The sequence below is a fragment of the Halorientalis litorea genome, assembly GCF_023028225.1.
Taxonomy (GTDB): Archaea; Halobacteriota; Halobacteria; order Halobacteriales; family Haloarculaceae; genus Halorientalis; species Halorientalis litorea.
Genome location: NZ_CP095483.1, coordinates 42,665 through 56,404, shown reverse-complemented (window position 1 = coordinate 56,404; position 13,740 = coordinate 42,665). Strand labels below are relative to the sequence as shown.

Genomic DNA, 13,740 nt, shown 5'->3' with positions numbered 1-13,740 from the left:
CGGTCCTGACTGATGATGGCTGACGACTGGACCGCCGTCGGCAACTGGTCGGAGACGCTATCACGGGAGCAGCAATCCCTGGTTCACGGGGCGCTCTGGTTCGCCGTCGTTTCGCTGACTGCGTTTCTGCTCACCGAGAGAGCTAGTATCGAAGCACTCTCTGTTGGAGCGATAAGTGGTGTCCGGTACGCAGGGGTGGTGTACGTATGGAACCCGTACTGAACGGAGTCGGCCGACGTGTCGAACCGCCTACCTTCGTACTATGACCGATCGGGCCCCCGAGGTAGCACTCCCCGTCGCTGGACTGTTCGGAGTGGTGAGTGGTGCCGTCGTCTATCAGTTCCTCCTTCCGGATTGGTTCCCCGCGCTCGCCACGGCAGCGACCTACACCGGGGCGGCTTATTTCTACCTCGCGTTCGACATCCCCCTTCTCGGGACGCACGTCGAGTTCACCGACCGTGAGCATAAATTCGGCTATGCAGTCGGTCTATTCGGAGTCAGCGTCGGGCCGTTGGCGGTCAGCGAATACGCCGGGCTGTCGAACTCGGGGGTGATCGGCGTCGTCGTGTGGCAACTCGGGCTGCTCGCGTTCCTGCTCCTGTCGGCGACCGCTGCTCACAGGGCGTCCTGAATCGACGCGGCCACACCGTTCAGATGACTGTTCGATCCGGCTCGAATCCACGGGAGACGGCCGCCCAGATGCGTCTCAGCTCGCCGTGTAGAGGAGTTGTACGAGGACGGCGGTCATCCCGATGGCGATCAGGAACGCCCAGCCGGTTACCCGGACGCGCCGTCCGTACTCGGGTAACTCGTCGCCGTCGGTCCCGAGTATCGTGACGAGCCGACTCGGATGTCTGAACGGACTCGGCGGCCGCGGTTCGGGGAGCCGCCGCCGGAGTCGTCGGTACCGACTGAACGACTGGACGCCGTACAGACACAACGAGAGGATCATGCCGATCCAGAAGGCGGCCGCCGCGAGCAGCGGGAGGCCGACCGGTCCGAGGAGGTCGGCCTCGACCGATCGTGCCGACCCCTCAGCCAGGCTCAGGATGCCGAACGCCAACCCGACCATCGAGAGCCAGAACGCCACGAAGCAGACGAGGAGCACCCACTTCGACAGCCGACGGAGCCTTTCGTCGTTGCGTTCGACCCACGTTTGGGACGGCGGCGACCGCACCTCGCGCTCCGGGCGGAGCTCGTGTCGGCCCGGACGTTTCTCCCCCAGGCCGGCGAGCACGACGAGGCCAAGCAGGACGCTCCCAACGGCGAGCGCTCGCGTCGGCCACGGGGTCCGCTCCCTGATCAGGAACGCGTTACTCGGAGCCGATGGCCGCACGTACGCTTGGACCGTCGTCCCCGGCTCGTACGACCGAACGACGGACTGAGCTTCCGACCGATCCGAGTAGGTTCGAATGGTCGGCCCCGGGAACACCTGCTCGCTGGTGTACGTTTCGCCCTGATACTCGTACGTGTACTCGATCTCCGGTTCGTAATCGATGCTTCGCCGGCTATCTATCCGCTCCACTTGTGCGCTGTCGACCGTCGCCTCGACGGCGACGGCGTCGTCGACAGCCTGTCCCTGCTGGACGTAGCTGTATCCACCGGCTCCGACGAGGGCGACCGCGAAGGCCAGCAGGTAGGCGCTCTTTCGTGAGAGGTGGAGGGTGGTGATTCCCACGGGGAGTTTCATTTCGGTCGCGAATATGGCAATCCAACAGTATGAGAGTGATGTCTGCCGCTCGCATATCCGATCCTCAATCCAGTGCGCGAGCGGCAGCCTCGACCGCGAGTGCGGTCAGGGTAAACGCCACTGCAGCATCGAGGAGACTCCCGTCCCGTCCGGAAACGACGATCAACAACCCGACGTAGATGACGAAGGTGGCGGTGCACGCGGTGCCCGTACGGACGACCGCGGAGGCGAACCGTGTCCCCAACAGGCCGTGTGACGTGAGCGTCGTCGGCGTCGAGACGCCGAGGACGATCAGTCCAAAGAACGCGGCGACGCCCGTACTGACGCGGAGTTGGATCACGTACGCGCCGACGACGGAGAGGACAATGGCGACGGTGATACCTGCATTCTCCGGCGTGAGGAGTCGGGGTCGAACATCGCGGATGGAGGGCACGTCCTGGGCTTCGTGTGACGCGTCATAAACCCTGTGCGGTGCGGTTCGCCATCGTACGGCTCGGTCGGGATTCGCTGCTGGTACTGGACATCTCACGCGTCATCGCTCCCGTGCGCTCACGCCGACGGATCGGACGGTCACGTCTCGAGGTCGTAGGTGGTTCCGCGTGATGAACCGTAACGAAATTTTGCATTGACACCTCGGATTCGGTGGATGGCCAGATTTGGATGGCTCCGGACCGCCGGCCGCGGCCTCACGGTCGCCGCCCTCGCTGTGCTCATCATCGGGGGCCTCGTTACCGACGGTCGGGTACGGACCACGGCGTTCGCGCTCGTCGCGGTGGGGCTCCTCCTCGGTTTCGTCGTGGTGAGCCTCGGTCACGCACACGAAGCGGGCCGTCTCCCACACCATCTCACGTTTGCCGCCGTCTTCGTCGCGGGATGCGTCGTCGGGAGCCACCTATGGGAGGCGACGACCGGTATACTCCCGGACCCCATCGCCGCCGGTATCGGTGTCGGCGTATGGGTGGGGCCTCTGGGGCCGGGAGCAAGCTCGCCTATCGTGGCCCGCTCGATCGTGTCCTCGACCACGTCGGCGGACCGAGCGGATGACGACGCCACGGACGCGGCCGCGGGAGACTATCTACTGCGTACTCGTCGTCCATGTGTCCACGGAACTGTAGGGGAGGAAGCTACGACCGTCGCCGTGAGAGAGATCCGAAACCAGTATTCTTCATGATCGCTTCGATACGACACCGTGGTGCCATCGCACGTGCTCTCCGATACGTCCCGAGCGGACTGGACGAGCCCGGACTACGTTGCGACCGTCGTCGGGGTCCTCGCCGTCGGCGCGCTCGTGTTCGTCGCCGCGCTCACTCGATCCAGTCCGACGGTCGACGACGTGACGTTCGTGGTCTTGAGTATCACTATTCCAGTGACCCTCGCCTACGAACTCGCCCGCCGCTGGCGATGAGCGTCGGCCGTTCGTCCACGCCGGTATGAAACGCTGCAAGACCTCGCGTCCACAACTCGGTTGATATATGCGTGTCCACCCACCGACGGAGTGGCAAAGACATCGCGTGGGCAGCGTTGCGGCCGTCGCCAATCTCGTTCCGCTGGTCGGCGTCCTAGCCCTCGGCTGGAACGTCTACTCGCTGCTGGTGCTCTACTGGATCGAGGGACTGGTGACGGTGTTGCTGGCTGCGGCGAAGGCACTGTTCGCCGAACGTGGCTCGCCGGGGCTTCCCGATATCGAGCCGCTTCACGAGCTTCGTGAGAAGCGTGGTGGCTGGCGTCCCGTCTCCCGGCTACCCGCGGTTTATCCACGGAACGTCCCGTTCGCGGCGTCGATACTCGGGTTCTGGACCGTCGCCGTCCTCCCGGCGAGCGTCCTCTACTGGCTGGCGGCGACGCCGGTGATACGCCCGTCGCGGTCCCTGCTCGTCGGCGGTGTCGGACTGGTGATCACACAGCTCCACGAGTTCCTGTCCGACTACCTCGCCGGACAGGAGTACGCCGACGTCTCCGCCCAAGAGATCCTGCGTGAACCCCTACAGCTCGGCCTCGTGACTCTCACGTTGGGTCTGCTCGCGAGCGCCGGCGACCGATCCGGTGGGCTAGTCCTCCTCACCGGCATCGTCGTTGTCAAGACTACGACCTCGGTCTATCGGATCGTCACTGATCACACGGACCTCCCAGTGCCGTCCGTCCTCGACGGGGCGTTCGACGGGAGCCACGCCGAGCCACGTCCGGATATCGACACCCCGGACGGACCCGTTCGTGGACGGGTATCCGTCGACGCGGCACCCGTCCTGCTCGGCAGCCTCCCGATGATCGCGTTCGGGTTCGCTCACCGGTCCACGTTCGCTATCCTGATCGGGCTGGCGTTCGCCGCACTCACCGGTGGCTGGGTCTGGCTCGTCTTAGGGCTAGTGTTCGTCCTCGTCGTCGCCAGTGTGCGTATCGGTAGCTACTACCTGCGGTACGGGACGATCGAGTATCGCCGGTACGAGGAGCAACTCGTGGCCTACGATACGGCACTCGGAGCCGTCCAGTGGACTGCCCCGGTGGACTCGGCGACGTTCTCGATCCGCAACGCAATCCCGGACCGACTGCTCGACACCGGCACGCTGGAGGTATCCGGGACCGATCCCGACGACCGTGACACTCAAATTGGCCCGGTTGCCGACCTCGACGCAACGATCGAGAGGCTCGAACTCCCCGTAGCGGACCCCGCTCGCCCCGAGCGTGATTCGGCCGTCATCGCATCTGCCCTGTTGCTCGCACTCTTCTTTCTCGCTGTTCCCGCTGGTCTCGCCCTCAGCCCGAAAGTCGACACCGCACAGCTGATCGGACTCGCCATCGGCGTTGGACCGATTTTTTTGCTGCCGGTCGTGCTCATGATCTGGGCGGCGCTCAGGCGAGTCTAGGGGCTGCCTATCGTATTTGCGATCACCCGGACCGGTCTCAACGGGAACGGAAACACCGATCGGATTGGAATTCGCACTGTCAACTCAGACGGAACCGATCAGGTAGCGAGATTCGAACTGTCGACCCCGAGACGCGAATACGATACCCTATTCCCCGATAATGACGCCCACCGAGACTGACACTGGCGGTCAGGTCGTTACGTGGACGGCGTTCCCGGACCGCTCCACCGACCGATTTCGGCTCGTGGTATTGCATCTCGCTGCCGGTGTTCCCCTGATCATGGGGCTCGCTGTGTTGGTGCTACTCGCAGTTACCCTCGCGAACGGACTCGCCGTAGAAAACGTCGGACCTGCCATCCTCGTGGTCGTTCTCGCACTTATCGGTGGTCCTGCCTCGTTGGTGTATCTTCTGCTCGCAGTCGAGTACGGCTCCAAGCGCGAAGTGCAGAAGCTGATGCCGTCGATTGGGTGGTTTCGCCTTCGCTACATACCGGTTAGCCTGCTCGGTGGTGGTATCCTGTTCTTGTCGTTGGGAATCCAGCCCGGACTTCTGCTCGTGTATCTGATCAGACTCATCATCTGCAAGACGGCTGTCGACCTTCGGTATACGATCGGTCGGATAGATCCGGACACGGCAAGCCTCCAGCAGGTACGCGGTGCAGCAGCCGCGGAATACGCTGATGACGCGGGGCTGGACACAAGCGACAGGCGGGTGCGGACGTTCGACCTCTCGCCGCTCAAGTGTGTCTACCAGCGACAAGTAGACGATTACACCGTCTTCATCCCCCGATATCGACCCCGAGGACGGTGGGGTCGACCGCTCGTACTCGTCGTCCCGAACGACACCGCTACCGAAGCAAAGACGACTCTCGATACCGTGATCCGGACGGCCGACTGGGCCCCGGACGGAGGATTAGACCGACCAGTCCGAATCGTTCTCGGGGGACTCGGCGTTCTTTTCCTCGGGACGACGGGAGTATTCGCCATTGTCGGGGCCGACGCCCTTCCTGTCGTTGCATATGCGGCCGCGACACTCGGGTTGTTGGGGGTAATAATGCTCTTCCTCTCGGTTCGCGGATGAACTGCCGAAGCAGGAGGTTCTCTAGATATCGATGAACCGTGCCAGTACCATATGCACTGAGACGATCAGTCTCAACTATTGCGGCCTGTGGAAGCTGAGACTTCGCTCAGAAGAAGGTGTAACGCGTAGAGACGTGAGTACTCGAAAGTAGCTATCATAATTCTTTGACGAGAGCAGTAGTCGCGTTATCGACGATATCATCCGTCAGACGACCCTGCCAGAAATCGATGTCCTCGTGGCCGATTGATTGCACACTCCATGGAACGATCCGGCTCTCGTCTGGCGTACCGCCACGAAGCCAGCTCTCCCCAGGAATGGCGATGAGGCCATCCATCCAAGACTTCGACGTTAGTGTTACCGCGATATACTGCTCGCCGTGGAACGGACGACCTTCGTGGTTCGAGAGAATGAGCCAAGGCCGAGCATCCTCATCACCTTTGAACGGGTCATCGCCGTAGACGATGTCACCGCGTTCGAAAATCGGCGTCTCCTCGTTGGTCACTGTTCGTCCTCAACGCTCGGGTGTGACTCGCTGGGCGCGTGTTCGCGCCAAGATTCCTTGTCTTCTGTGCCGAGTTGCTCGTTGAACAGAGCAGTCGCCCGTTCGTAGCCGCTGTATCCTTCGAGTCGCTCGGTGTCGTCGGTGATCGCCCAGTACGTTGCCTTGTGTTCGACGAGATCACGATCCTTCAATCGTGAGAGAGCAGTGCTGACCGCGCCCTCGTCGGTGCCAATCTGAGAGGCGATTTCGCGGGCCTTGAACGCCCGATCCTCGTTGGCGGCGAGAAATCCGAGGACTTGGTCAGGGACCGAAAGATCCGCGAGCTCGTCCTCGCTCGCGTTCTTGAATGTGTCTCGGTCGATGGACATGGTTGAAAGAAGGTACGTCATCCGCTGTGAAGAGTGTTAGGTGTGAAAGATACGAAAATTGCTGAAGGCGAATCACTGTCCATCACGAAGGAGTTTGAGAACCGTATGCATTGAGACGATCAGTCTCATCTTCTGGATCGGTTTATACAGCTATCGCGACGATGAGTTCACACAACTGGTTTCGCTTGATGACGAAAGGTCACTACTAGCAGACTTCCGTGACTATCTAAAACAACAGGAGATGCCAACTGTCGTATACTACGCTGGGAACAGCTTCGATGAAAACCGATTGTTGGAGTCTGCTGAGCGGACCAACGTCAAGATTGCCGATATTATCGACGAGTGGGTTGATCTGTGTTTATTGGCTCGAAGGACGACATTTCTTCCACGAAAATGCCATGAGCTGGATGCTGTCGCCTCTGGATTGGGGTATATTTTCGCCCATCCCGATGGGTAGTGTTCAGATTAGCTGATTCCATGCGAAGGCGAACAATTGGAGGCAGTTGTCAGCTGTGTCTCGCTGGGCGTTGCTGAAACAGTTTGAGAACGAAGAGGTACGGCGTTTTACCTCACAAAAGACACGTTCGACACTGTTCCGATTTCCGTGGCGTTCGTATCTGAAATCGAGGCCGTGTCGCTGGCAAGCGTCTTTCAGTGGTGCCGCACCATCGACGAGAAACACCGCATCGTCCACGTCGTGTTTCTCGCGAAGTTCGGCAAAGAACGTGAGCGAGAGCGTTCGTTCTCACCGGTTCAAGCTTTGTGTGGAGTAATTCGTTCGTGTCGGGATCGACCGCAGCGTACCGCCAGTATTGCTCGTCGTTGAGTCGGATCACGGTCTCGTCGACCGCAACGTGATCCGGACTGCATCCAGTTTCGGGCTGTAGATCTGCCTTGTGAACCCAATTATGCACGGTGGATCGCGCTCGCTCGACACCAAATATATCAAGAACCAAAACAGTATTCGAAAGCGAGAGTCCAGCGAGATGCAACTGAATACCGAGCTTCATCAGCAGTCGCGGTGTCGCTTCTCGTTCAACAGACTCTAAGTCGATCTGGTCGATACTCCCGCCGAGGCGTGTGTTTTCGGGCATGGACACTCAGAAACCACATCGCCTCACTTCTCATCCTTATCTGAACACCGCCTAATTGGCCGAACCAAGTATTAGATGGCCGCACTCTTGCCGAGGAGGTCCTATACTAGACACGCTCTTGACTAGAGGATTGTTGATGGAGAGCTGTCTGGTAGTTTTGTAAGAACCAGACTCCGTGATCAGTCGATCCAGAACCGGCGAGATCGATTGACGAGGAATCTCAGGGAACTCACCCAATCCGCAAGAACGTCACCAACAATCTACGCCACCAGAGCGTTGACAGTTAGCCATACGTTCTCTGCGGCGAGGTAGCTGATCTGGTCTGATCGACCTCGTCCTTAGCCAATACTAGGTTTTAGGCCAGCCTAAAACAAAAGATCTTTCAATATTTAGGGTAGCCTAAAAGCTATGGCAACGACAGAGACGATTGCCGGGTTCGTACAGGCCGTCGAGTTCGACGAGTTCGGCGACCAAGTGGTCGAAGAACTCAAGAAACGAGTGCTCGACTCCGTCGGAATCGGTGTCGGTGCACTGGGAGAACCACCAGTGGAAGTCGTCGCAGAGACGGTTTCGGATGTAAGCAGTGACGGTTCCTGTACGCTCTGGGGTCGAGAACTCACTGCATCACCGTCGCAAGCAGCGATGCACAACACGGCGTTGACTCGCTACCTGGACTACATGGACTCCTTTTTGGCACCTGGTGAGACACCACACCCGAGCGACAACATCGCGAGCGTCATCGCCTGTGGTGAACGGGAAGATGCCACGGGAAAAGACCTCATCGAGGCAGTCGGTGTGTCCTACGAACTCCAGGGTGAACTCGCGTGGAACGCGCCAGTACGAGACAAAGGCTGGGACCATGTTACGCACACAGTGTTGTCCGCGGCCGCCGGATCGGGTGCGATTCTGGGTCTCGACCACGAGCAGCTACGCAACGCCGTCGGCATCGCCGGGACCGCACACAACGCACTCCGGGTTACCCGGACAGGCGGTATCAACGAGTGGAAAGGAATGGCCAGCGCGAACGCCGCCCGGAACGGCGTCTACTCCTGTCTGCTGGCCGAAAACGGCATGGAGGGGCCCGTCAACCTCTTCGAGGGCCAAAAGGGGTGGAAACACATCATCAGTGACGAGTTCGACGTGGAGCTGGACCCAGGATGTGAACACGTCTTCGATACGATGACCAAGCGCTACGTCGCCGAGACCTACGCCCAGTCGGCCGTCGAAGGCATCATCGAACTGGCCGAGATGCACGACCTCGATCACGACCAAGTCGAATCGATCCACCTCGATACGTTCCACGGCGCGAAACTGATCATCGGCGGTGGCGAAGGCGACCGTCACGAAGTCGAGACGAAAGCCCAGGCCGACCACTCGCTGCCCTACATGCTTGCGGCCGCGCTGATCGACCGTGAGATGACCAACGACGCCTACGACCCAGAGCGAATCCAGCGCGATGACGTGCAGTCACTCCTGCGCAAAGTCACAGTCGAGGAAGATCCCGACCTGACCGACCGGTTCGAATCCGGCGAAATGCCCGCGAACCTGACGATCACGCTCACGGATGGAACAAGTCACGAAGTCCTCAAGGACGACTTCCAGGGTCACCCCAACAACCCGATGGACTGGGAGCAGGTCGAAGAGAAATTCGAGATCATGACCCGCGACCGATACGACGAGTCGCGCCGCAACGAGATCATCGAGACGGTCAGGAACCTCGAACACTACGAGGTATCGGATCTGGTGGACCTCCTGAACTAACCGGGAGCGAGCCTGACTCACTGACCTTCCGCTCGAACCCGTCGGCAACCATCCCGTCGATAGCTTCTGGGCCGGAAAACGCAATACTGTGGCTTGTTTTAGGCTAGCCTAAAACTACAAATGGGTGGCCACTGTAGGGAGTCATGCACATGTCAGAACGAGCGTTCGACTTCCTGCACGTCAACGACAGACCCGAGAAACCGCGCACGAAGGGAATCACGGAGATTCGCGGCCCATACTACGATCCGATGGGTCCGCGAGAGCTCCGTGATATCCTCGAAACGATGGGGCAGTACGTCGACATCTACAAGTTCTCCGGCGGGTCGTTCGCGCTGATGGACCGCGACACTGTCGAGGAACTCATCGGTATCTGCCACGACTACGACGTCGAGGTTTCGACGGGTGGGTTCATCGAGAACGTACTCGTGCGTGACAACGACAAAGTCGAGGATTACGTCGCCGAGGCGAAGACGCTCGGCTTCGACATCGTCGAGATATCCAGTGGCTTTCTGGCTATCGACACGGAAGACCTCGTTGCACTGACCGAACTGACCGCGGACTACGGCCTCAAGCCGAAGCCGGAGATCAACGTCCAGTTCGGGGCCGGCGGGGCCTCCGATCCGGACGACCTGGAGCGCGAGGGCCAGCAGGACCCGTCGATGGCCATTCGGGAGGGACAGCGCCACCTCGACGCCGGCGCGGACCTTCTGATGGTCGAAGCCGAGGGGATCACCGAAGAGGTCCACGAGTGGCGGACGGACGTGGTCTACGAACTGGCCAACGAACTCGGGATGGAGAATCTCGTGTTCGAGGCCCCGGGGCCGGAGATGTTCGAGTGGTACGTCAAGAACTTCGGGCCGAACGTGAACCTCTTCGTCGACAACTCCCAGATCGTCGAACTCGAGTGTATGCGCTCAGGCCTGTGGGGGAAAACGACCAGCTGGGGCCGGGCGACGACGTTCCGTCGCGAGGAGTGACCGCCGTCCAAACCGGTTGGACCGACAGACACCTGCGGCAGCAGCGTCGGGACGCACTCGTCCACGGCGCACAACCACACCGTTGCCATCCACCAGACCATGACAGAGATCGTTTTGCTACGACACGGAGAGACCGAATGGGATCGAGAGGACCGCCTGCACGGGCACGCGCCCGTCCCACTCACTCGGGCCGGCCGCGAGTCGGTCGAGACGATCGGGCAGGGGCTCGCCTCGACGTACGAGTTCGACCGGGTGTACGCCGCCGAGACGCTCGCCGCACGGGAGACGGCCGCACTCGTCCGTCTCGCGGGCGTCGAGCCACGGCCAACCATCGAACCGGCGTGGCGTCCGCGCGACGCCGGTGTGTACCAAGGCCTCGCCTACGAGGAACTGGCACTCACCGACGAGCCGGACTCCCCGCGAACCGACGTGGACGTGCTACAGCCCCTTCCGCGGAGCGGGGAGACGCTGACCGCGGGACGCCATCGCATCCTGGATCGGTGGCGTCGGCTGTGTGAGGAGGCTGGCGACGACGAGCGGATTCTCGTGGTTACGCACGATTTCCCGATCGCGACGGTTCTCGGGACCATCGCTGGTGCTGACCCGGTCGACAGGTTCGGGGCGTACGCTCCGGGTGAGTGTTCCGTCACGACGGTCCGGCTCGCCCACGACCAGCCGACCGTCGACGAGACGAGCGTCAAACGCAGACGGATCGTCAACGGGTAACTCTCGAGGGGTCGCTGGCCCTCCGGGACGCACGTGGATTGTCGCGTTCGTGACTGAAGGAAGCGGTCCTCCTACGTACTTTCTTATTGATGGGGTGAGTAGCACTGGCCAACTGCGCTGTACTACGATGGATGACTCAGCACGACAGTCCTCCCCCGACCGGCTGTCGACACTGATCGAGACTGGCCAATTCGACGCGGCAAGCACCGCGCTCGACCGTGTCAGAACCGCCGACCCGGAAACACCGAAGAAGGCCATCCGTAGAGTGACGGAGTGCGGTGAGGAGGGACGAACCGTCACGCCGCTGCTGTCATCCCTGGTCGGATTTCTTGGCGACGAGCAACGAGCGGTGCGGTTGACCACTGCGAAAGCACTTGTCACAGTTGCGGAGGCTGAACCCGAGACCGCGACGGATGCGGTATCGACCCTTGCGGACCGACTGGCCGACGACGACGAGTCCTACAGGCGGAGCAGGCCGAGTGCCTCGGGGCTTGACCCCGAGGGTGAAGCCCGTAAGCCCCGTTAGAGGTGTTCCGTTCGCTCGATATACTGCTCAATCGTGTCGGTCGAAACATCGCCTGCCGTCCCAACGTAGTACGATTCCTCCCAAAATCCGCCACCCCACAGATACTACTCCAAGAACGGTTCGTGCTGTTCCCACATCTCCCGCGCCGTGATGCTCTTGTCCGTTCGCACGATCTTGCTCGGTGCGTGCTTCGGGTGGGCGGAAAGGAACAGGTGTACGTGGTCTGGTGAGATGTGGAGCGAAAGTATCTCGTAGCCGTACTCGTCGCACACGTCGCGGAAACTCGCTTCCAGCGAATCCTCGATTGGTTCGAGTATCGCGTGGCGGTACTTCGGACACCACACGAAGTGGTAGTTGACGTTGTACACCGTGTAGTTCGGTACGACAAAGTCAGTTTCGCCTATGACGACGGTGAGGCGGTTCTCGACGAGGTCTCGTTCGATGCCGACCCGGGTGAAACAGTTGCACTGGTCGGCCCCACGGGGTCGGGGAAATCGACGACGGCGAAAATCCTCTTGCGACTGTACGATGTGACCGGTGGCGCAGTTCGCGTCGATGGTCACGATGTCCGGGAGGTGACGACCGCGAGCCTCCGGCAATCTATCGGCTACGTCAGTCAGGACACGTTCCTCTTCGACGGGACGATCACGGCGAACATCCGCTACGGCCAGTTCGAGGCGAGCGACGACGAACTCCGAGAGGCGGCGCGTGCGGCCCAAGCCCACGAGTTCATCACCGAACTTCCGGACGGGTACGAGACCCGAGTCGGTGAACGCGGCGTCGAACTCTCGGGTGGCCAACAGCAGCGCATCGCCATCGCCCGAATGTTACTGCAGGTCCCGGAGATCGTCGTACTCGACGAAGCGACGGCGAGCGTGGATACGAAGACGGAACTCGCTATTCAGCGGTCGGTCGACCGTCTCACCGAGGATCGGACGACCATCGCTATTGCCCACCGCCTGTCGACGATCAAAGATGCTGACCGAATCTTGGTGCTCGAGGACGGACGGATCATCGAACGTGGAACGCATTCTGGCCTGCACGAGCGGGACGGCCTGTACGCGATGCTCTGGTCAGTTCAGGCTGGTGAAACCGAGTTCGCTCACAATGAGTCTCTCGCGGAATCTCAGTACGACTGATAGTGGTGACTGTCTAATGTATTGTTTGTTCGCCACTGTTCTTTCTGACATAGTACCGTCACAAAGAGAGATGACGGACACTACGTCCCGGCGGGTTCTGAGGAGGTGTCGGATTCAGTATCTGTTTCGTCCTCGCCATCAGTATCGTCTCCCGAACCGAACACCCCAGCGTACACACCCGCCCACAACCGGGCACGCTTCCGTCGAGGTCCGATCAGTGTCATGGTCAGACCCTCCGAACGAGGTGATCACGAACCGGCTTTTGGCACGTCGCACAGGTGTCTTCGAGACGGGCGACCGTCGCAAGGACCGGGTGGTCGACTGAGAAATTCTGGTAGAGATACGAGATCAGACTTCGATGTGGAATCCCAGAATCAAGGTTCCGGTTCGTTACTCTCTGGAGAAACGTTTGGCGTTCGTACAGATGTTCCTCGCACCGGTCTCGATGAACCGAGAGTGTCTGATGGCGCTGCTGAAGCTCCTCGTATCCCAGTTGACTTAGTGGTGTTTCGTCTGCGTCAGCTATCCAGTCCGTGATTTCGTCGACGAGGTTCGTAGCGGTATCCAGCTGCCGGTGTTCTTTCCCAAGAACTTGAGACATGAGTGCTGTTTTCGTCTTCTGTTCGTCGGTCGCTGAGAGAACCGCGTTCTTGAGTTTGGCAGTGAAGCAAGTGTCCGTCGTTGGAGCGAGCGCAACGGCGATGGAATCGGAGAGTTCGTTCTGAATGGTTGCCAACAACGATTCGGACTGCTCGACATCGGCGACACTGTGCGGACGGAGTGTTTCCGCAAACGCTGTTCGGACTTTTCGACACCGATCAGATGTCGACGTGTCGGAAGTAATCTGTCCCCCTGCCGTCGCCAGGACGGCTGGTGAGTGGGATGACACCGTCTCCGCTGGAATCGCTGTGATCCGATCACTGAATGATTCGAACGCATCGAGCTTTGCATCGACTGCGTCTCGTTCTGCCTGTACTCGGTCCCGAGCCCGGTGAATGTGGGTTTCGACGGTCAT

The 13,740-nt window shown here is 60.5% G+C and carries 16 protein-coding genes and 3 pseudogenes; 12 read left to right on the top strand and 7 right to left on the bottom strand.

Annotated features, from left to right (window positions below; genetic code table 11):
- The first annotated feature begins 12 nt into the window (after positions 1-12).
- Together MUG95_RS15265 and MUG95_RS15260 are read left to right on the top strand one after the other, a co-directional pair.
- Positions 13-222, top strand: a complete 210-nt coding sequence (locus MUG95_RS15265; RefSeq protein WP_247010642.1) for a hypothetical protein — start codon at positions 13-15, stop codon at positions 220-222.
- A 40-nt stretch (positions 223-262) separates the two neighbouring features.
- Positions 263-631, top strand: a complete 369-nt coding sequence (locus MUG95_RS15260; RefSeq protein WP_247010641.1) for a hypothetical protein — start codon at positions 263-265, stop codon at positions 629-631.
- Positions 632-706: 75 nt separating this feature from the next.
- Here MUG95_RS15260 and MUG95_RS15255 read toward each other — a convergent pair whose 3' ends face one another.
- Positions 707-1,690 carry a DUF3592 domain-containing protein gene (locus MUG95_RS15255; protein WP_247010640.1) on the bottom strand — a complete coding sequence of 328 codons (984 nt, stop codon included), beginning with the start codon at positions 1,688-1,690 and terminating at the stop codon, positions 707-709.
- A gap of 64 nt (positions 1,691-1,754) precedes the next feature.
- Positions 1,755-2,123, bottom strand: a complete 369-nt coding sequence (locus MUG95_RS15250; protein WP_247010639.1) for a hypothetical protein — start codon at positions 2,121-2,123, stop codon at positions 1,755-1,757.
- 213 nt (positions 2,124-2,336) lie between these two features.
- Here MUG95_RS15250 and MUG95_RS15245 point away from each other — a divergent pair, with 213 nt between their 5' ends.
- From MUG95_RS15245 to MUG95_RS15230, 4 genes are all read left to right on the top strand, one after another.
- Positions 2,337-2,861: a hypothetical protein gene (locus tag MUG95_RS15245; RefSeq protein ID WP_247010638.1), complete on the top strand. Its 525-nt coding sequence runs from the start codon at positions 2,337-2,339 to the stop codon at positions 2,859-2,861.
- Positions 2,862-2,882: 21 nt separating this feature from the next.
- A complete protein-coding gene (locus MUG95_RS15240) occupies positions 2,883-3,095 on the top strand; it encodes a hypothetical protein (RefSeq protein WP_247010637.1) in 213 nt (70 codons plus the stop codon).
- Between the two features lie 106 nt (positions 3,096-3,201).
- Complete coding sequence (locus tag MUG95_RS15235; protein ID WP_247010636.1) at positions 3,202-4,551, top strand: DUF6498-containing protein; 1,350 nt, start codon at positions 3,202-3,204, stop codon at positions 4,549-4,551.
- A gap of 160 nt (positions 4,552-4,711) precedes the next feature.
- A complete protein-coding gene (locus MUG95_RS15230) occupies positions 4,712-5,632 on the top strand; it encodes a hypothetical protein (protein WP_247010635.1) in 921 nt (306 codons plus the stop codon).
- 154 nt (positions 5,633-5,786) lie between these two features.
- On the opposite strand, the gene MUG95_RS15225 is transcribed toward MUG95_RS15230, so the two are convergent.
- Together MUG95_RS15225 and MUG95_RS15220 are read right to left on the bottom strand one after the other, a co-directional pair.
- On the bottom strand, positions 5,787-6,134 hold the full coding sequence (locus MUG95_RS15225; protein ID WP_247010634.1) for a type II toxin-antitoxin system PemK/MazF family toxin: 348 nt from the start codon (positions 6,132-6,134) through the stop codon (positions 5,787-5,789).
- A complete protein-coding gene (locus MUG95_RS15220; RefSeq protein WP_247010633.1) occupies positions 6,131-6,502 on the bottom strand; it encodes a MarR family transcriptional regulator in 372 nt (123 codons plus the stop codon). Before MUG95_RS15220 ends, MUG95_RS15225 begins: the two co-directional genes overlap by 4 nt.
- Positions 6,503-6,560: 58 nt before the next feature.
- On the opposite strand from MUG95_RS15220, the gene MUG95_RS17060 reads away from it, so the two are divergent.
- On the top strand, positions 6,561-6,959 hold the full coding sequence (locus tag MUG95_RS17060) for a ribonuclease H-like domain-containing protein (RefSeq protein ID WP_372608214.1): 399 nt from the start codon (positions 6,561-6,563) through the stop codon (positions 6,957-6,959).
- Positions 6,960-6,962: 3 nt separating this feature from the next.
- Here the strand turns inward: MUG95_RS17060 and MUG95_RS15215 are convergent.
- Positions 6,963-7,596 (bottom strand): annotated as a pseudogene (locus MUG95_RS15215) (IS6 family transposase).
- A gap of 408 nt (positions 7,597-8,004) precedes the next feature.
- Between MUG95_RS15215 and MUG95_RS15210 the strand changes: the two are divergent.
- The 4 genes from MUG95_RS15210 to MUG95_RS15195 all read left to right on the top strand — a co-directional run bounded on the left by MUG95_RS15210 (position 8,005) and on the right by MUG95_RS15195 (position 11,586).
- Entirely contained in the window at positions 8,005-9,357 is a 1,353-nt protein-coding gene (locus MUG95_RS15210) for an MmgE/PrpD family protein (RefSeq protein WP_247010632.1), read from the top strand.
- 149 nt (positions 9,358-9,506) lie between these two features.
- Positions 9,507-10,334, top strand: a complete 828-nt coding sequence (locus MUG95_RS15205; RefSeq protein WP_247010631.1) for a phosphosulfolactate synthase — start codon at positions 9,507-9,509, stop codon at positions 10,332-10,334.
- A 99-nt stretch (positions 10,335-10,433) separates the two neighbouring features.
- The gene (locus MUG95_RS15200) at positions 10,434-11,060 is read left to right on the top strand and encodes a histidine phosphatase family protein (RefSeq protein WP_247010630.1); all 627 of its coding nucleotides are present in this window, start codon (positions 10,434-10,436) and stop codon (positions 11,058-11,060) included.
- Positions 11,061-11,187: 127 nt separating this feature from the next.
- Positions 11,188-11,586, top strand: coding sequence for a HEAT repeat domain-containing protein (locus MUG95_RS15195; RefSeq protein ID WP_247010629.1), 399 nt, complete (start codon positions 11,188-11,190; stop codon positions 11,584-11,586).
- Here MUG95_RS15195 and tnpA read toward each other — a convergent pair.
- Positions 11,583-11,990 (bottom strand): annotated as a pseudogene (tnpA, locus tag MUG95_RS15190) (IS200/IS605 family transposase). The gene MUG95_RS15195 and the pseudogene tnpA overlap by 4 nt on opposite strands.
- Between tnpA and MUG95_RS15185 the strand changes: the two are divergent.
- Positions 11,967-12,725 (top strand): annotated as a pseudogene (locus MUG95_RS15185) (ABC transporter ATP-binding protein); the annotation flags it as partial. The pseudogenes tnpA and MUG95_RS15185 overlap by 24 nt on opposite strands.
- A 226-nt stretch (positions 12,726-12,951) precedes the next feature.
- Here MUG95_RS15185 and MUG95_RS15180 read toward each other — a convergent pair.
- The gene (locus tag MUG95_RS15180; protein ID WP_247010628.1) at positions 12,952-13,740 is read right to left on the bottom strand and encodes a DUF7260 family protein; all 789 of its coding nucleotides are present in this window, start codon (positions 13,738-13,740) and stop codon (positions 12,952-12,954) included.